Source organism: Neoaquamicrobium microcysteis (assembly GCF_008180155.1).
In the GTDB taxonomy this organism is placed as follows: Bacteria; Pseudomonadota; Alphaproteobacteria; order Rhizobiales; family Rhizobiaceae; genus Aerobium; species Aerobium microcysteis.
In genome coordinates this window covers 220,490-238,115 of sequence record NZ_VSZS01000063.1, presented here as the reverse complement: position 1 = coordinate 238,115, position 17,626 = coordinate 220,490, and the positions used below count along the sequence as shown (strand labels likewise).

Here is a 17,626-nt window from a genome sequence, read left to right as displayed (position 1 = left end):
CTCCTGTCGGCCGACAGGAAGACTAGCGCAAAGCCGTCGCGGCTCAATAGGCGTATTCGAGGAACACCGGTTCGATCGAGCCGCCCCAGCGCGTGTGGTAGGCCCGCAGCATCTCCTCGGCGCTGGTGGTGCCGCGCGCGACGACCTCGTCCAGCGGCGCGAGGAAACTGGTCTCGTCGTAGCCGTCACGGTTCTTGCGTCCGCGATTGACGAGCCCCGTCCGGGAGATTTCCAGCACTTCGCGCGCGACCTCGCGCAGCGTGCGGTTATGGAAGGGCGTGGACAGCCCATGCGCCGGCACCGCGTCGCGCATCGCGGCGACATCGGCGTAGGTCCAGTCCTTCGTCAGTGTCTCTGCTGCGTCGAGCGCGGCCTGGTCGTACAGCAGCCCCACCCAGAAAGCGGGCAGGGCGCAGATGCGTCGCCACGGTCCGCCATCCGCCCCGCGCATTTCGAGGAAGCGCTTCAGCCGCACGTCGGGGAAAAGCGTCGAAAGATGGTTGGCCCAGTCGCCCATCGTCGGCAGGCCGTCCGGAACCTCGTTCCTCAACGCCCCGTCCATGAACTGGCGGAACGTGACGTGCGTAACGTCGAAATAGCGCCCCTCGCGGATGAGGAAGTACATCGGCACGTCGAGCGCCCAGTCGACATAGTCGGCAAAGCCGAAATCCGGCGAGAAGCAGAAGTCGAGCAGGCCCGCGCGCTGGTTGTCGGTGTCGCGCCAGTTTTCGCCTCGCCAGCTTTGCAGGCCGTTGGGCCGGCCCTCGGTAAACGGCGAGTTGGCGAACAGCGCCGTCGAGAGCGGCTGGAGCTTGAGCGACACCTGCATCTTGCGGCGCATGTCGGCTTCGCTCTCGAAGTCCAGGTTCACCTGTATGGTGCAGGTGCGGTACATCATGTCGAGCCCGTGCGTGCCGACCTTCGGCATATAGGCGGTCATGATGTCGTAGCGCGACTTTGGCATGCGCGGCGTTTCGGCCAGCGTCCATTTCGGGCTGCCGCCCAGCCCGAGGAAGCGGATTCCCAGCGGCTCGGCTATCTCGCGCAGCTGCGCCAGATGCGCGTTGCCCTCGCGACAGGTCTGGTGGATCGTCTCGACCGGCGCGCCAGACAACTCGAACTGCCCGCCCGGCTCCAGGCTGATCGCGCCCTGTCCCGTCGGCTCCACGAGGCCGATGATGTGCCCCGCATCGATGATCGGCTCCCAGCCCAGCACGCGCTGCATGCCTTCCAGCAGCGCCTTGATGCCGCGCTCGCCGCCATAGGGCACGGGGGCGTGGCCATCGACATAGAACGGGAATTTCTCGTGCTCGGTGCCGATCCGCCACTGGTCGCGCGGCTTGTTTCCGGCGGCAAGATAGGAAACGAGCTCGTCCATATTCTCTATCGGCCGGAAATCGGTCGTATCGCGCGCCATGTCGTTTCCTCAAGATGCTCCGGCCGGCCGATCATCTCGACGGCGCGCGAGTGTTGAGCGCAAGACCGGGCCGCGATCAAGCGAAAAATCCTGACAGGTCGTTGACGGTTGGTTGAACCTACCAGTCGCCGATGGTCGCCTGCATCAGCGCCAGTGCGGCGACGGCTGCCGTGTCCGCGCGCAGGATGCGCGGGCCGAGCGGAATGGCCGTCACGAAGGGCAACGCGCGCAGCATCCGCCGCTCTTCGTCCGAGAAGCCCCCTTCCGGTCCTATCAGCAGGCCGAGCTTGCGTTCCTCGATGCTTTGAAGCGCGGGCAGGGGGTTGTTCGTGGCCGCATCCTCGTCGCAGAAGATCAGCCTGCGCCCAAGCTCCCAGTCGCCCAGCAGGCGGTCGAGCTTGACAGGTGGGCGCACGGCAGGAACGGCAAGCACGCCGCACTGCTCGGCTGCCTCGATCACGTTGGCCTCGAACTTTTCCAGCGGCACCTTTGGCGCCTGCGTATGCTGCGTGATGACCGGCTGGAGCACGCCCGCGCCCATCTCCACCGCCTTCTGGACGAGATAGTCGAGCCGCCCGACCTTCAGCGGCGCGAACGCGTAGACCAGATCGGGCGTCGGCTGCTGCGGGCGTTCCTGCGTCTCGACGGCGATGCGCACGGCCTTCTTGCCGACGACGGCGATCGTCGCGCGCCATTCGCCGTCGCGCCCGTTGAACACGAGAAGCTCGCCGCCCTGCACCATGCGCAGCACATGGGTGAGGTAATGGCTCTGCCCCTTGTCGGCGTCGAACTCGGCACCGGCCGCGAGAGCGTGCGGCACGAACAGCCGCTGCATTCTGTAGTTTGCGCGCATGGAATGTGGATTGCGCGTGCGGGAGGTTCCGTCAAGCTGGCGGCGGACTTTTCCGGTTGGTTGTCGGGCGAGCAGCTTGCCGCGCGTCTTGCAATAACAAACGAATTTATCAGGAGGAACCAGATGCTGTCACTTCCCGCCGTCGTCGAGCGCAAGCCGCAGCCTTACATTGCGGTGCGCGCCCGCATCGCCATGGCCGAGATGAAGCCAGCTGTGGACAAGGCGTTTCAAACTCTGTTCGGCTGGCTGGGCGCAAACGGTGTGGAACCGGTCGGTGCCGCCTTTTTCAAGTATGATCTCATCGACATGGAGGGCAAGTGCGAGATCGAGTTCGCGGTTCTCGTTGCAAAAGATATGACGGCCGGCCCTGGGCTCGTCGCTGGCGTTCTACCTGCCGGCCGCTACGCGCAGGTCACCTGGACCGGTCCCTACGATGCCTTGTTCGACGTAAATGCTGTTCTCGTCGGCTGGGCGCGGGAGAAGGGCCTGCGTTGGGATTCGTCCGCAACGCCCGAAGGCGAACGCTTCGCCGCGCGCGTCGAGATCTACGAGAACAACCCGGCCGAAGTCGAAGATCCGAACGATCTGGTCACGACGGTTGCGATCAAGATCGCGGACTGATTACTTCAGCCGGTACTGCCATGCCAGACCGGCCGGTAGCCTGTCCGCAGCGCCGCTACCGTCGAGAGCGGCGTCAGAAGATGCGCCGCCTCGGGCAGCGGTTCCGGCCTGCCATAGCCGTCGAAGCTCCACCGCGATGCTTTGCCAGCGCGTACGGCATAGGCGGCATTGCCCGCCGCGATCATCGCACCGTCCGGCAGGGTGGCCGTCACAGGGCGCCGCGCGCCCAGTCGCTCCCGATGCAGGACTAAGTCCATCGCCGGCGCGTTCGCCGCCCCGCAACAGCGCTGGAAGTGCTGCGCGGCCTCACGCCTGCAATAGAAGCAGGGCCGATACCCCGCAGCCAGCGCGGTCACCTCATCCAGGAAGAACAGTTCGGTCCAGCCCGCGCCGCCTGAGGGCGCGTTGCGCCCCATCGGTTCGCGCCCTGTCCCCCGCGGGTGAACGAGATCGCAGATAATCCACGCTTTCGTCGTCCAGCGGCGCGAAAGCAGCGTCTTCGTCTCCGGATCGTGGATGACGCCGCGATTGCCGGTAAACAGCCCGCGCGGCCCGACCGCGTGGATCGCCCCGAACGGATCGACCCGGTTCTGCAATGGCACGGCGCGCCTCCCTTTGCCGTCTGCGTCGCCCATGCTATCGCTCGCCGCGCATTTCCACACCACCCGAATCCGGAAGGCTTCATGCGCGTTCTCGTCGTCCAGAATTTCGATGGCACCGGCCTCGGGCAGGTGGAGACCGCGCTTGACGAGGCAGGCGCGGATATCGAGACGGTATGCGCCCAGCAAGGCGACGCCCTGCCGGTTGGTATCTACGGCTTTGACGCGCTGGTGGTGCTGGGAGGCGGGCAGAACGCGCTGGCAGACGATGTGTCTCCGTGGCTGCCGCAGCTCAGCGGCTTGATGCGCGATTTCGCCGATGCCGACCGCTCCGTACTCGGCATCTGCCTCGGCTCCCAGCTTCTGGCGCGTGCCTATGGGGCCGAAAACATCATCGGCGGCGCAACCGAGTTCGGCTGGCGGCATGTCGAGCTCACCGAAGACGGAGAGGCCGATCCCGTCTTCGCCGGCTTGCCGTCATCGTTCCCGATCTTCGAGTGGCACGACGACACGTTCGTCCTGCCACGCGGCGCGGTGCGGCTCGCCGGCAATCTCGACGTTCACAATCAGGCGTTCCGCATTCGCCGCGCCGCCTACGGCATCCAGTTCCACTTCGAGGCCGACCGAAAGCTGGTCGAGCGATGGAACGCCGAGTTCACCGGCTGGCTTGCCGAGCGCCAGCCCGGCTGGCCGCAGCGTCATCCTGTGGAGGCCGCACGCTTCGGCCCCGAGGCCGACGACGCCGGTCTGGCGATCGCGCGCAACTGGGTGCGCACCATCGGGACCCGCTAGCCGGCATGCGTGCTGAAACCTTCGATACCGTCATTCTCGGCGCAGGCGCGGCGGGCATGATGTGCGCCATTCATGCCGCTGCGCGCGGCGGTCGCGTGCTGTTGGTCGACCACGCCAGGGCACCCGGCGAGAAGATCCGCATTTCCGGCGGCGGCCGCTGCAACTTCACCAATCTCGGTTCCGGTCCGCGCAACTTCCTGTCCCGGAACCCGCACTTCGCCAAGTCCGCGCTGGGGCGCTACACCCAGCATGATTTCATCGCGCTCGTAGAGAAGCACCGCATCGCCTATCACGAAAAGACGCTTGGCCAGCTCTTCTGCGACAACTCGGCCAAAGACATCATCGCGATGCTGCTCGACGAAATGGACCGGGCGGGCTGCGAATTGCGGCTCAAGACTACGCTCGAAGGCATCGAGCGGGTCGATGGCGGCTTCGCTGTCACGCTCGGCGGGGAGGGGGCGGCAAGGGTCCGCTGCCGTCAGTTCGTCGTGGCCTGCGGCGGCAAGTCTATCCCCAAGATGGGCGCGACCGGGCTGGGCTATCAGATCGCCGAGCGGTTCGGCCTCGCCGTGACCGAAACCCGGGCGGGCCTCGTCCCGCTGACCTTTGGCGAGGACATGCTGGCCGGCTTTAGCGAGATCGCGGGCGTTGCAGCCGACGTCCGGGTGTCGTGTGGCAAAGCCACGTTCGACGAGGCGCTGCTGTTCACCCATCGCGGTCTGTCGGGGCCGGCCATCCTGCAAATCTCGTCTTACTGGCGCGAGAAGCAGCCCATCCGCATCGCCTTTCTGCCGCGGGAAGACGTGGCCGCCGCGCTGCTGGCCTCCAAGCGCGAGAACGGCCGCCGCAGCATCGCCAATGCTCTCGCCGAAATCCTGCCGAAGCGCCTCGCCGCATACCTGTCGCAGGCGCATGGCTGGTCCGGCACGATGGGCGGGGCAAGCGACCGCAAGCTGGCCGAAATCGCGGCGACGGTGCAGGGGTGGGAGGTCTGTCCCATAGGCTCCGAAGGATACCGCACCGCCGAGGTCACGCTGGGCGGCGTCGACACCGACGGCCTGAACTCCCGCACGATGGAGGCCAAGGCCGTGGACGGCCTCTACTTCATCGGCGAGGTGGTGGACGTGACCGGCTGGCTCGGTGGCTACAATTTCCAGTGGGCGTGGTCGTCCGGCTGGGCGGCCGGCACCGCCATTGCGGAGCGGGCGAACTAACCCGCCTGACCGTGACGCGCGTCGATCTTCTTGACTCAGGCAGGCACAGTGACTATCTCACCGCTCATGTTAGCACTCTCCCTTGGTGAGTGCTAACCACGATCCGGCGCCAGCCGGACGGAGGAACCGTTTAACCTATCCTTATCGAGGACACCAGAGACATGGCAAAGTCGAAATTCCGCCCGCTCCATGACCGCGTGGTCGTTCGCCGGGTCGATTCCGAAGAGAAGACCAAAGGCGGAATCATCATCCCGGACACCGCCAAGGAAAAGCCGCAGGAAGGCGAAATCATCGCTGTCGGCTCCGGCGCTCGCGACGAAGCCGGCAAGCTCGTTCCGCTGGACGTCAAGGCCGGCGACCGCGTCCTGTTCGGCAAGTGGTCCGGCACCGAAGTGAAGCTCGATGGCGAAGACCTTCTGATCATGAAGGAATCCGACATCATGGGCATCATCGGCTGACGCCGGGCACCCACGACCATTTCAATTCCATTCGGGCCGCTTCTCACCGAACGGCCGTGAAAACAGGAGCTTAACATGGCTGCTAAAGACGTAAAATTCTCCCGTGACGCCCGCGAGCGCATGCTGCGTGGTGTCAACATCCTCGCCGACGCGGTGAAGGTCACCCTCGGCCCCAAGGGCCGCAACGTCGTCATCGACAAGTCCTTCGGCGCCCCGCGCATCACCAAGGACGGCGTCACCGTCGCCAAGGAGATCGAGCTGGAAGACAAGTTCGAGAACATGGGCGCCCAGATGGTGCGCGAAGTGGCCTCGAAGACCAACGACATCGCCGGTGACGGTACCACCACCGCGACCGTTCTCGCTCAGGCGATCGTTCAGGAAGGCCACAAGGCCGTTGCCGCCGGCATGAACCCGATGGACCTGAAGCGCGGCATCGACCTCGCCGTCGGCGACGTCGTTGCTCAGCTCGCCAAGGCGACCAAGAAGATCAAGACCTCGGAAGAAGTCGCTCAGGTCGGCACCATCTCTGCTAATGGCGAGAAGGAAATCGGCCAGATGATCGCTTCGGCGATGCAGAAGGTCGGCAACGAGGGTGTCATCACCGTCGAGGAAGCCAAGACCGCCGAGACCGAGCTGGAAGTCGTCGAAGGCATGCAGTTCGACCGCGGCTACCTGTCGCCGTACTTCGTCACCAACCCGGACAAGATGGTTGCCGAGCTGGAAGACGCCTATATCCTGCTGCACGAGAAGAAGCTCTCCAACCTGCAGGCCATGCTGCCGGTTCTGGAAGCTGTCGTTCAGACCTCCAAGCCGCTCGTTATCATCTCGGAAGACGTCGAAGGCGAGGCTCTGGCCACGCTCGTCGTCAACAAGCTGCGCGGCGGCCTCAAGATCGCTGCCGTCAAGGCTCCGGGCTTCGGCGACCGCCGCAAGGCCATGCTCGAGGACATCGCGATCCTCACCGGCGGCCAGGTGATCTCTGAAGACCTCGGCATCAAGCTCGAGAACGTCGGCCTCAACATGCTCGGCCGCGCCAAGAAGGTGTCGATCTCCAAGGAGAACACCACCATCGTCGACGGCGCCGGCAAGAAGGCCGAGATCTCGGGCCGCGTTGCCCAGATCAAGCAGCAGATCGAGGAGACCTCTTCCGACTACGATCGTGAGAAGCTCCAGGAGCGTCTCGCCAAGCTGGCCGGCGGCGTTGCCGTCATCCGCGTCGGCGGTGCGACCGAGGTCGAGGTCAAGGAAAAGAAGGACCGCGTCGATGACGCTCTCAACGCCACCCGCGCGGCCGTTGAGGAAGGCATCGTTCCCGGCGGCGGCACCGCGCTGCTGCGCGCCTCGCACAACCTCAAGGTCAAGGGCGAGAACTCCGACCAGGACGCCGGCATCAACATCGTTCGCCGCGCTCTGCAGGCTCCGGCCCGCCAGATCGCGACCAACGCCGGTGACGAGGCTTCCGTGATCGTGGGCAAGATCCTCGAGAACAAGTCGCAGACCTACGGCTACAACGCCCAGACCGGCGAGTTCGGCGACATGATCTCGAACGGCATCGTGGACCCGACCAAGGTCGTCCGCACCGCCCTTCAGGACGCCGCTTCGGTTGCCGGCCTGCTGGTCACCACCGAGGCCATGATCGCCGAGGCTCCCAAGAAGGAGTCCGGCGCCCCGGCAATGCCCGGCGGCGGCATGGGCGGCATGGGCGGCATGGACTTCTAAGTCCACGCACCACCGCACTAGACGATGGGGCGGCAGCGATGCCGCCCTTTCTTTTTGACTTGCAGCAACCAAAGACTCGTCCGGCCGTTGTCCGAAGCCGCAAGCGCGGTTGTTCGAGAGGAACGAGGCAGATGGTCAACAAGGATCAGGTCAAGGGTGTCGCAAAGCAGGCTAGCGGCTCCGTGAAGGAAGCCGCCGGCAAGGCTACCGGCTCGAAGAAGACGGAAGCCAAGGGCAAGGCCGAAAAGGCCGCCGGCAAGGTTCAGAAGGGCTTTGGCGACGCCAAGGAGAAAATCAAGAAGGCGCTCTAAGCGTCCTTATCAGGCAGCGCAAATTGAAGGGGCGGTTTCGACCGCTCCTTTTTGCGTTCCGACTTTGCCCATCCGGCGCTTGTCGAAGGACGCACCCCGTGCCAACGCCATTTCAAACGCTCCAGCACAAGCCCGGTCCTTGCCCGAATCTCTTATAGCCCTTTCTGCCCTCGCTCTGTCCGCCTTCACCTCGGCCACACTTCTCCCGGGAACCTCGGAGGCGGTACTGGCGGCGATGCATGTGTCTAACGCCGCGCCCGGCTGGATGCTGCTGGCGGTCGCGAGTATCGCCAACATCGCCGGCTCATGCGTCAACTGGATCATGGGCAGGTTTCTGCTTCGCTATGCTGACAGGCGCTGGTTTCCAGCTTCTCCCGACCAGATCGAACGAGCAGGCAGGTGGTACCGCCGCTATGGCTGGCCCAGCCTGTTTGCGTCCTGGCTGCCAGTCGTCGGAGATCCGCTCACCGTGGTTGCCGGATTCCTGCGCACTCCCTTTTTGTTGTTCCTGATCGTTGTGGCAATCGCCAAGACGGCGCGCTATGGAGCGCTTCTATGGCTCGTGGACCTGTTCTGAGCCTCGTATCCGCAATGCCGGCCTCGCCAGCCCCCTATGGATGAGCAAGCCACGGACGGCCCTGAAAAGGAGACCGATATGACCAGAACCCGCCCCGAAACCGACACCTTCGGCCCCGTCGAGGTCGCCGCCGACCGCTACTGGGGCGCGCAGGCGCAGCGTTCGCTCGGCAATTTTCGCATCGGCTGGGAAAAGCAGCCGCAGCCCATCGTGCGCGCGCTGGGCATCGTCAAGCGGGCAGCGGCCGAGACCAACATGGAGCTGGGCCAGCTCGACAAGGCTGTCGGCGAGGTCATCGTCGCCGCCGCGCAGGAGGTGATCGACGGCACGCTCGACGAGCATTTCCCGCTCGTCGTCTGGCAGACGGGCTCCGGCACCCAGTCGAACATGAACGCCAACGAGGTGATCTCAAACCGCGCCATCGAAATGCTTGGCGGCGAGATGGGCTCCAAGAAGCCGGTCCATCCGAACGACCACGTCAACATGAGCCAGTCGTCCAACGACACGTACCCGACTGCGATGCACATCGCCTGCGCGGAAGAGATCGTCCACCGCCTGCTGCCGGCGCTGAAGAAGCTGCACTTGGCACTGGATGAAAAGGCGAAGGCCTGGGGCCACATCATCAAGATCGGCCGCACCCACACGCAGGACGCCACGCCGCTGACGCTCGGTCAGGAGTTTTCCGGCTACGCGAAGCAGGTCGAAAACGGCGTCGCGCGCATCGAGCAGACCCTTCCGGGCCTGATGCAGCTCGCGCAGGGCGGCACCGCCGTCGGCACCGGCCTCAACGCGCCGGTCGGTTTCGCCGAGAAGGTGGCGGAGAAGATCGCCGCCATCACCGGGCTCGCCTTCACTTCCGCGCCCAACAAGTTCGAGGCGCTGGCGGCCCATGACGCGATGGTTTTCTCGCATGGCGCCATCAACACGGTTGCCGCCTCGCTGTTCAAGATCGCCAACGACATCCGCTTCCTCGGTTCAGGCCCCCGTTCCGGGCTTGGCGAGCTAGCGCTGCCGGAGAACGAGCCCGGCTCCTCTATCATGCCAGGCAAGGTCAATCCCACCCAGTGCGAGGCACTGACGCAGGTTTGCGTGCAGGTGTTCGGCAACAACGCCGCGCTCACCTTCGCCGGCTCCCAGGGCCATTTCGAGCTGAACGTGTTCAACCCGGTCATGGCCTACAACTTCCTCCAGTCGGTGCGGCTTCTCTCCGACGCAGCCGTGTCCTTCACCGACAACTGCGTGGTCGGCATCGAGCCCCGCGAAGACAACATCAAGGCCGCGCTCGACCGGTCGCTCATGCTGGTGACGGCGCTGGCGCCCAAGATCGGCTACGACAACGCCGCCAAGATCGCAAAGACCGCGCACAGGAACGGCACGACGTTGCGCGAAGAAGCGCTGGCGACCGGTCTCGTCACCGGCGAGGAATACGACACGATCGTCCGCCCGGAGGCGATGACGCGGCCTGGCTGATCTACGAATCGGATTGTGAACGGAATATTATTCGCCGTTCACAATTCGGGAACACTGAGTTCGTAGTGCCGAGGATTGCTGCGGCGCACAAATAGGCTATCTGGGTACAACCAAACCCGGAGAGTCTTCTGCCTATGTCTAACGATCTCGTACTTCTCGTCGCGCGCATTTTCCTCGTCGCGCTGTTTCTCGCTTCCGGCATCCCTATGCTTTTCGCTCCCAGCGGCTTTGCCGGCTACATGGGCGCCATCGGCCTGCCTGCACCGATGCTCGTCACCTGGATCGTCATCGCGATCAAGGTGCTCGGCGGCCTGGCCGTCCTCGTCGGCTTCCAGACGCGCTACGCTGCCTATGCGCTGGCTGCGTTCTCGGTCGGCTCGGCGCTTCTCGGCCACACCAACTGGGCCGACATGAACGAGTTCAACAACTTCTTCAAGAACTTCGCCATCGCTGGCGGCTTCCTGGCCCTGTCGGTCGCCGGTCCCGGCGCGCTGTCGGTCAGCAAGCGCTGATATCAAAGCCCTCCCAAGGCTGAAACGGAAAGGCCCGGAGCGATCCGGGCCTCTTTTCGTCGGTATTTACTTTCGTCATCCTCGGGCTTGACCCGAGGATCCATGCCTGAATTTTTCCGCCGATCCTGCCTTGCAGGGGTCACGCGTTGACGGCCCTCAACACTTCCTCGAGCACGGCCGCATCCGCCGCACTTCGGTCCTTGAGCGACTGCACGAGGCAAGCCTGCGATTGCAGGATCACGCCGTCTTCCAGCACCTTGAGATGGTTGGCGCGCAGCGTCGAGCCCGTCGTGGTGATGTCCACGATCACGTCGGCCGAGCCGGCAGCCGGCGCACCTTCGGTTGCGCCCAGGCTTTCCACGATACGATACACCTGAATGCCGTGCTGGCTGGAAAAGAACTGCTGCGTCAGCCGCCAGTATTTCGTCGCGATGCGCAGGCGGCGGCCGTGCCGCTGGCGAAAATCGGCGGCCACGTCGTCCAGATCGGCCATGGTGTCGACGTCGAGCCAGGCTTCCGGCACGGCCACCACCACGTCGGCCCGGCCGAAGCCAAGCCGCGCGCCGATGGCCACGCGCTTGTCCCATTCGGGTATCGTCTCGCGCACGAGGTCTTCGCCCGTAACACCGAGATCGACAGCGCCCGCGCCCAGTTCGCGCGCGATCTCGGATGCCGAGAGAAACGCCACCTCGATATCGTCGCGCCCTTCGATATGGGCGCGGTAGCGGCGCTGATCCTCAGGCTGCATGACGCTCAACCCCGCCCGCGCCAGCACACCAATCGCGTCTTCCTTGAGCCGTCCCTTGGAGGGCAGGGCAAGCGTGATCGTCATGCTGCCTCTCCCCTCAGCGCCTCGATGCGGTCGAGCCACACGGAAAAGCCCACGCCCGGTATCGGCTCCTTCGCGCCAAGCAGCGTCAGAAGCCGGTCGTACCGGCCGCCGCCCACGAGCGGCCGCGAGCCGCCGGCCGAGATTTCGAAGACGAGGCCGGTGTAATAGTCCAGCGGACGGCCGAACCCGGCATCGTACTCGACCGTGCCGGCCGCAAGCCCGTTCTTCGCAATTGCCTGCGCACGCGCGGCGAAGAGCTCCAGCGCCGCGCCCAGCGACACGCCGGCCTCGGCCGCGAAGCCCGTTAGCGCGTCGGCGGCTTCCTCCAGCGGGGCGCGGATCGCCAGAAACCGCTTCAGCGCGTCGAACGCGTCCTTCGACAGCCGCACGCTGCGCAGTTCGGCCTTCTCGATCACCCGCCTAGCGATCTCCTGTGGCGTGCGCCCGGCCGAAGCAGACAGTCCCGTGCGTTCCATCAGCGTGGCGACGTGGCCGGCAAGCCCGTCCTGGTCGCCGTCGGCCACGAAGCCGGCCACCGCTTCGGCGGGCGCGGCCCGCTGGCCGGGGTTGGCGAGGTCGTGCAGCGCCGCCTCCAACTGTTCGGCCGAGCCGAAGGCGCGCGCCAGCCGCTTCTGCCAGCCGCGCGGCAGGCCGAGCGCCGCCAGCACCGCCTCGAACACGCGCTGGTCGCCCAGCGTCACGGTCAGCGCTGTTGCGGGCAGCACACGTGCCAAAAGCGCGTGCGCATCGGCGATGGAGCGCGCGTCGGCCGCCGCAATGTCGGTCTCACCAAGGTCTTCTATGCCCGCTTGAAAAAACTCCGCGTCGCCCTCGCGGCGCTGGCGGAACACCTCGCCCAGATAGCCGTAGCGGCGCGGTGTGCCGGCCTGGCTGGCGATGTGATCGAGGCAAACGGGAATGGTGAACTCCGGCCGCAGGCACAGCGACGCGCCGGTCTCGCTCTCGGTCAGGAAGATGCGGCGGCGCAAATCCTCGCCTGCCATGTCGAGGAACGGATCGGCCGGCTGCAGCACCGCGACCTCGGCCAGCGGCGCCCCGCGCTCGGCGAAAAGCGCCGTGATGTCCGGCGCGATCGAGGGGTAGCGCGAGGTCATGCCGCCCCGCTGCGCTCCGCTGCCTGCGCGTCGATCACCCTGCGCACTGCCTCGACCAGTTCGCTCTCCTTCACGGAGAACTGCGCCGGTCGGCTCTCGCGCCATTCGGTGTTGTCGGTGATGCCTTCCGCAGCCTTCGCGCCGGCCACGAGGTCCTTGATCTGCACCTCGTTATTGGCGCGCTCGTCGCCGCCCTGGATGACGACGCAAGGCGCGCCGCGACGGTCGGCATATTTCATCTGCGCCTTCATGCCCGAGCCGCCGAGATACATCTCGGCGCGGATGCCGGCCTTGCGAAGCTCCGAAACCATCTTCTGGTAGCGGCCGAGCGACTCGGTGTCCTTGTCCATCACCAGCACGACGACGGGCGCGACGATCTCGGTGTTTTCCAGCTTGCCGAGGTTCTTCAGCGCCGCCGTCAGGCGCGACACGCCGATGGAAAAGCCCGTCGCTGGCACCGGCTCGCCACGAAAGCGCGAAACCAGCCCGTCATAGCGCCCGCCGCCCGCCACCGAACCGAAGCGTACGATCTCGCCCTTCTCGTTCGGCACCTCGAACAGCAGCTCGGCTTCGTAGACGGGCCCGGTGTAATATTCGAGCCCGCGCACGACGGAGGGGTCGATCTTGACGCGGCCATCATCATAGCCGGCTGACGATACCAAGTGGGAAATTTGCTTCAACTCGGCAATACCTTGCGACGCAACCTCGTTTTCTCCAAAGCTTGCATCCATCGCTGCAAAGAGGTCTCGGGAGGATGCCTCTTCATCAACCCAGTCGACACCGCCTTCGTTCAAAGTTGATTGCGTCGATCGCCCAGTGGAATCGCTCGCAAACTCTTGCCATTGGCCGAAGTCAACAAATCGACCTATGCGGGTGATCTGCTCCTCATCCAGTCCCGCACCCTTGGTGAAATCGCCGCTCTCATCCAGCCTGCCCTTGCCGAGCAGAAGCCGCACGCCTTCCGGTCCGAACTTGTCGAGCTTGTCGATCGCGCGCAGCACGGTCAGCCGCCGCCCGGCATTCTCGTCGCCGCCCAGCCCGATTGCCTCCAGCACGCCGTCCAGCACCTTGCGGTTGTTCACCCGGATCACATAGTCGCCGCGCTTGATGCCCACGGCTTCCAGCGTGTCGGCCATCATCATCGCCATTTCGGCGTCTGCGGCCACGCCAGGCGTGCCGACGATATCGGCGTCGAACTGCATGAACTGGCGAAAGCGGCCCGGCCCCGGCTTCTCGTTGCGGAACACCCAGCCCTGCCGGTACGAGCGGTAGGGCTTCGGCAACTGCTCGAAATTCTCCGCCACGAAGCGTGCTAGCGGCGCGGTCAGGTCGTAGCGCAGGCTCAGCCACTGCTCGTCGTCGTCCTGAAACGAGAACACGCCTTCGTTCGGCCGGTCCTGGTCGGGCAGGAACTTTCCCAGCGCATCGGTATATTCCACCATCGGCTGCTCGACCGGCTCGAAGCCGTAAAGCTCGTAGACCTCGCGGATTTTCGCGGTCATCGCATCGACGGCGCGGATGTCGCCCGCATGGCGGTCGACGAACCCGCGAGGCAGCCGCGCCTTCATCCTGTCCGCCCCATTGCCCGCCTTGTCAGCCATGGTCTTTCCTGCCGTCTTTCATGGAAAAATATGCCCCTGCGGGGGCGCGGGTTTCCTAGCCGATAAGGTCCGAGGCAGCAAGGGCGGCGGGGGCGTTGCATTTGCGCAACGGTGCGGGAAATCCCGTTGAATCGCGATGCAACCATATGGCGTTTGTGGAACGGCAGGCCTATCAGCGCGTTCCAAAATTGCCGCCGTGAACGCGGTGGTAATAGATCGAAGCGTAGAGTGACGGAAAGCCAACCGAGATGACCCCCGTGAAAGCAGCCCTTCTTTCCGTATTCATGCTGTCCGGCATTCTGATGTGGGGCGCGGGCATCTACGCCGCCGACGCTGCGGGCGATCACATCGCCATCGACGGCTACGGCGTCACCGCTTCCATCGACTAGACTTCCGCCACGATAAACCGCTTCTCGCGACCGTCCACCACCAGCGCCGTCAGGCGACCGGTGTCGAACGCGGCCGTATCCACATCGACGCGGTTGGGCATCACCTCCGGCTGGTTCACCGGCGTATGGCCGTGCACCACGACCTTCTCATAAAGGCCGGGGTGGTACAGGAACTCGCGCCTGATCCAGATAAGGTCGTGCGGCGATTGCGCGTCCAGCGGCACGCCCGGCCGCACGCCGGCATGACAGAAGAAGAAATCGCCGAACGAGACAGAGCGCGGCAGGTCGCGCAGGAAAAGCAGGTGCGATTGCGGCATCGCCGCGACGAGTTGTCGGTGGCTTTCCAGCCGCGCTGTGGCGGTCTGGACGTCCAGCACCACGCCGTAGGATGCGGCGGTGTCGAACCCGCCATAGCGCACGAAAAGCTCGGCATCGGCCGGGTCGGCCAGAAACTGCAGCATGCCCTCGTCGTGATTGCCCATCAGCGTCAGCATGCGCGGGTCACGCGCCTTCGCTTCGATCAGGAAGTCCAGCACCTGCGCTGACAGAGGCCCGCGGTCGACATAGTCGCCAAGGTGTATCACCCGCCAGTCGGCCGGCCGGTCGTGCGCGATCTCGTCGGCGATCATCTCGTGCATCAGCGTTAGGCAGTCGAGCCTGCCATGCACGTCGCCTATCGCGTAAAGCTGCATACCCTGGGGCGCGGCCGCATCGAGATAGTGGACGCCTCCCGCCATGCTTACCCTCCGCTGCCGATTGGCGGCGCATCGTTCATGCCGGCAAGCACTTCCGCCAGATGCCTCACCTCGATGGCCGACCCGTCGCGCTTCAGCCTGCCCGCCATGCCCATCAGGCAGGCCAGATCAGCCCCCACCAGTGTGCCCGCCCCGGCAGAACGAATCGCCTTCGTCTTGCGCCTCATCAACTCGGCCGGTGAGGTGTCGGAAGGTGCGCACCCGCCAAACCCGCAGCACGCGCGGGCATCGCGCATGTCCTTCAGTCTCACCCCGTCGATGCTCGCAAGCAGCGCGCGCGACGTGTCTTGCGAAGAAGCTGCGCAGCCTTCATGCAGCGTGACGCTGCCCGTCATCCGTGCCTCCACCTGCGTTACGCCCGTCACCTGCGAGAGGAAGTTCGCCAGCTCGTGCACCTTGGCCGAGAATGCCTGCGCCCGGCTTTCCCATACCGCGTCGTCGTCGAAAAGCGCGGGATAGCCGTTTCGCAGCATATCCGCGCAGGAGGGCGACGGTGCGATCACATGGTCGTAATCCTCGAACGCCCGGATGGTTTCCTGCGCCGTCGCGCGCGCCTCGGTCGCGTCGCCGGCCGCAGATCGCCCGCAGCAGTTCTGCGCGGGCGGCACGTCGACCACGCAACCGGCATCCGTCAGCAGCTTTATCGCGGCAAGGCCCACCGCCGGGCGAAACAGGTCTACCAGGCAGGTGACGAACAGGCCGACGCGCGGCGGGTTTGAAATGGTCTGCCGCAAGATTGGTCTCGTCCGCATAGTCTTTGCCGGTCGCGACGACGGATTTTCACTGTCCGCGGCGCTTCGCGCGGTTATAAGGATCGGGCTCGACGGGCGAAAGCCCTTTGCCGGAAGTCACGGAGGATGAGATGTCCGGTCTTGCCATGCCTGCCCCCGATGCGGCCACGCTCGCCCGCCGCGCCGAGATCGTCGCCGACATGCGCATCATCGTGCCGGGCGAGGGCGTCGTCGATGCGGAAAACGCAATGCGCGCCTTCGAGACCGACGCGCTGACCGCATACCGCCAGCTTCCCATGGTCGTGGTGCTGCCGCAGACCACCGCGCAGGTCGCGCGCATCCTCAAATATTGCTCCGACCGCAACATTCGTGTCGTGCCGCGCGGTTCGGGCACGTCTCTGTCGGGCGGTGCGCTGCCGCTGGCCGATGCCGTTCTGCTGGTCATGAGCCGCTTCAACCGCATCCTCGACATCGACTACGCCAACCGCACCGTCACCGCGCAGCCCGGCGTCACCAATCTGGGCATCACCAATGCCGTGCAGTACGAGGGCTTCTACTACGCGCCCGACCCCTCATCGCAGATCGCATGCTCCATCGGCGGCAATGTCGCGGAAAACTCCGGCGGCGTGCACTGCCTCAAATACGGGCTCACGGCCAACAATGTGCTGGGCGTCGAGATGGTGCTGATGAATGGCGAGGTCTTGCGCCTCGGCGGCAAGCACCTCGACGCCGAGGGCTACGACCTGCTCGGCATCATGACCGGCTCCGAAGGCCTGCTCGGCGTCGTTACCGAGGTAACTGTACGCATCCTCAAGAAACCCGAGACCGCACGCGCCGTGCTGCTTGGCTTCCCGTCCAGCGAGCAGGCGGGGCAATGCGTTGCCGACATCATCGGCGCGGGCATCATTCCCGGCGGCATGGAGATGATGGACCGCCCGGCCATCAAGGCGGCGGAGGATTTCGTTCAGGTCGGCTACCCGCTCGACGTCGAGGCGCTGCTGATCGTGGAACTCGACGGCCCCGCCGCCGAGGTCGATCATCTGATTTCCGAGGTCGAGGCCATCGCGTTGCGCAACGGCTCCACCACCTGCCGCATCTCCACCTCGGAAGAGGAGCGCATGGCGTTCTGGGCCGGCCGCAAGGCGGCGTTCCCTGCCGTGGGCCGTATCTCGCCCGACTATCTGTGCATGGACGGCACCATTCCCCGCAAGGAACTGCCGAAGGTGCTGGCCGGCATGCGCGAGCTCTCGGAAAAATACGGCCTGCGCGTCGCCAACGTCTTCCATGCCGGCGATGGAAACCTCCATCCCCTCATCCTCTACGACGCCAACAAGGATGACGAGCTGGAGCGCGCGGAAGCCTTCGGTGCCGACATATTGCGGCTCTGCGTTAGGGTAGGCGGCGTGCTGACGGGCGAGCACGGCGTCGGCGTCGAAAAGCGCGATCTCATGCCCGAAATGTTCTCAGAGGACGATCTGAACCAGCAGATCCGCGTCAAATGCGCCTTCGACCCCAACCATTTACTCAATCCGGGCAAGGTGTTTCCCCAACTCCACCGCTGCGCCGAGCTCGGCCGCATGCACGTCCACCGTGGGCAAGTCGCCTTCCCGGACATCCCGAGGTTCTGACATTGAAGGTAAGGCAAATATGCCTTACTTTT

At 65.1% G+C, this 17,626-nt stretch carries 19 protein-coding genes; 11 read left to right on the top strand and 8 right to left on the bottom strand.

The window, feature by feature from the left end; all coding sequences use genetic code 11:
- Positions 1–43: 43 nt before the first annotated feature.
- Together FY036_RS13160 and FY036_RS13155 are read right to left on the bottom strand one after the other, a co-directional pair.
- Positions 44–1,417 (bottom strand): glutamate--cysteine ligase, encoded by a 1,374-nt coding sequence (locus tag FY036_RS13160; RefSeq protein ID WP_148915187.1) that lies wholly within the window; start codon positions 1,415–1,417, stop codon positions 44–46.
- Between the two features lie 118 nt (positions 1,418–1,535).
- Complete coding sequence (locus FY036_RS13155) at positions 1,536–2,270, bottom strand: 16S rRNA (uracil(1498)-N(3))-methyltransferase (RefSeq protein ID WP_148915186.1); 735 nt, start codon at positions 2,268–2,270, stop codon at positions 1,536–1,538.
- Between FY036_RS13155 and FY036_RS13150 the strand changes: the two genes are divergently transcribed.
- The gene (locus FY036_RS13150; RefSeq protein ID WP_148915185.1) at positions 2,229–2,891 is read left to right on the top strand and encodes a GyrI-like domain-containing protein; all 663 of its coding nucleotides are present in this window, start codon (positions 2,229–2,231) and stop codon (positions 2,889–2,891) included. The two genes, FY036_RS13155 and FY036_RS13150, sit on opposite strands and share 42 nt — an antisense overlap.
- Positions 2,892–2,896: 5 nt before the next feature.
- Here FY036_RS13150 and FY036_RS13145 read toward each other — a convergent pair whose 3' ends face one another.
- On the bottom strand, positions 2,897–3,493 hold the full coding sequence (locus tag FY036_RS13145; RefSeq protein WP_148915279.1) for a hypothetical protein: 597 nt from the start codon (positions 3,491–3,493) through the stop codon (positions 2,897–2,899).
- Between the two features lie 81 nt (positions 3,494–3,574).
- Here FY036_RS13145 and FY036_RS13140 point away from each other — a divergent pair, with 81 nt between their 5' ends.
- From FY036_RS13140 to FY036_RS13105, 8 genes are all read left to right on the top strand, one after another.
- Positions 3,575–4,282: a type 1 glutamine amidotransferase gene (locus FY036_RS13140; protein ID WP_148915184.1), complete on the top strand. Its 708-nt coding sequence runs from the start codon at positions 3,575–3,577 to the stop codon at positions 4,280–4,282.
- A gap of 5 nt (positions 4,283–4,287) precedes the next feature.
- Complete coding sequence (locus tag FY036_RS13135) at positions 4,288–5,496, top strand: BaiN/RdsA family NAD(P)/FAD-dependent oxidoreductase (protein WP_148915183.1); 1,209 nt, start codon at positions 4,288–4,290, stop codon at positions 5,494–5,496.
- Between the two features lie 161 nt (positions 5,497–5,657).
- Positions 5,658–5,954 (top strand): co-chaperone GroES, encoded by a 297-nt coding sequence (groES, locus tag FY036_RS13130; protein WP_148915182.1) that lies wholly within the window; start codon positions 5,658–5,660, stop codon positions 5,952–5,954.
- A 75-nt stretch (positions 5,955–6,029) separates the two neighbouring features.
- Positions 6,030–7,673 carry a chaperonin GroEL gene (gene groL, locus FY036_RS13125; RefSeq protein WP_148915181.1) on the top strand — a complete coding sequence of 548 codons (1,644 nt, stop codon included), beginning with the start codon at positions 6,030–6,032 and terminating at the stop codon, positions 7,671–7,673.
- Positions 7,674–7,804: 131 nt separating this feature from the next.
- Positions 7,805–7,984 (top strand): CsbD family protein, encoded by a 180-nt coding sequence (locus FY036_RS13120; RefSeq protein WP_148915180.1) that lies wholly within the window; start codon positions 7,805–7,807, stop codon positions 7,982–7,984.
- A 235-nt stretch (positions 7,985–8,219) separates the two neighbouring features.
- Complete coding sequence (locus FY036_RS13115; RefSeq protein ID WP_148915179.1) at positions 8,220–8,561, top strand: YqaA family protein; 342 nt, start codon at positions 8,220–8,222, stop codon at positions 8,559–8,561.
- A 78-nt stretch (positions 8,562–8,639) separates the two neighbouring features.
- On the top strand, positions 8,640–10,031 hold the full coding sequence (gene fumC, locus FY036_RS13110) for a class II fumarate hydratase (protein WP_148915178.1): 1,392 nt from the start codon (positions 8,640–8,642) through the stop codon (positions 10,029–10,031).
- 134 nt (positions 10,032–10,165) lie between these two features.
- Complete coding sequence (locus FY036_RS13105; RefSeq protein ID WP_148915177.1) at positions 10,166–10,543, top strand: DoxX family protein; 378 nt, start codon at positions 10,166–10,168, stop codon at positions 10,541–10,543.
- 139 nt (positions 10,544–10,682) lie between these two features.
- On the opposite strand, the gene hisG is transcribed toward FY036_RS13105, so the two are convergent.
- The 3 genes from hisG to hisS are packed head-to-tail and all read right to left on the bottom strand — an operon-like array spanning position 10,683 to position 14,091.
- A complete protein-coding gene (hisG, locus tag FY036_RS13100) occupies positions 10,683–11,375 on the bottom strand; it encodes an ATP phosphoribosyltransferase (protein ID WP_148915176.1) in 693 nt (230 codons plus the stop codon).
- On the bottom strand, positions 11,372–12,490 hold the full coding sequence (locus tag FY036_RS13095; protein WP_148915175.1) for an ATP phosphoribosyltransferase regulatory subunit: 1,119 nt from the start codon (positions 12,488–12,490) through the stop codon (positions 11,372–11,374). The genes hisG and FY036_RS13095 overlap by 4 nt, the downstream gene beginning before the upstream one ends.
- The gene (gene hisS, locus FY036_RS13090) at positions 12,487–14,091 is read right to left on the bottom strand and encodes a histidine--tRNA ligase (RefSeq protein ID WP_148915174.1); all 1,605 of its coding nucleotides are present in this window, start codon (positions 14,089–14,091) and stop codon (positions 12,487–12,489) included. Before hisS ends, FY036_RS13095 begins: the two co-directional genes overlap by 4 nt.
- A 248-nt stretch (positions 14,092–14,339) precedes the next feature.
- Between hisS and FY036_RS23935 the strand changes: the two genes are divergently transcribed.
- Entirely contained in the window at positions 14,340–14,480 is a 141-nt protein-coding gene (locus FY036_RS23935; RefSeq protein ID WP_201744754.1) for a hypothetical protein, read from the top strand.
- On the opposite strand, the gene FY036_RS13085 is transcribed toward FY036_RS23935, so the two are convergent.
- Both FY036_RS13085 and FY036_RS13080 read right to left on the bottom strand, forming a co-directional pair.
- Positions 14,477–15,217: a metallophosphoesterase gene (locus FY036_RS13085; protein ID WP_148915173.1), complete on the bottom strand. Its 741-nt coding sequence runs from the start codon at positions 15,215–15,217 to the stop codon at positions 14,477–14,479. The genes FY036_RS23935 and FY036_RS13085 overlap by 4 nt on opposite strands.
- Before the next feature lie 2 nt (positions 15,218–15,219).
- Positions 15,220–15,969: a (Fe-S)-binding protein gene (locus tag FY036_RS13080; protein ID WP_148915172.1), complete on the bottom strand. Its 750-nt coding sequence runs from the start codon at positions 15,967–15,969 to the stop codon at positions 15,220–15,222.
- Positions 15,970–16,097: 128 nt separating this feature from the next.
- Here FY036_RS13080 and FY036_RS13075 point away from each other — a divergent pair, with 128 nt between their 5' ends.
- Complete coding sequence (locus tag FY036_RS13075; protein WP_148915171.1) at positions 16,098–17,594, top strand: FAD-linked oxidase C-terminal domain-containing protein; 1,497 nt, start codon at positions 16,098–16,100, stop codon at positions 17,592–17,594.
- The last annotated feature ends 32 nt before the right edge of the window (positions 17,595–17,626 follow it).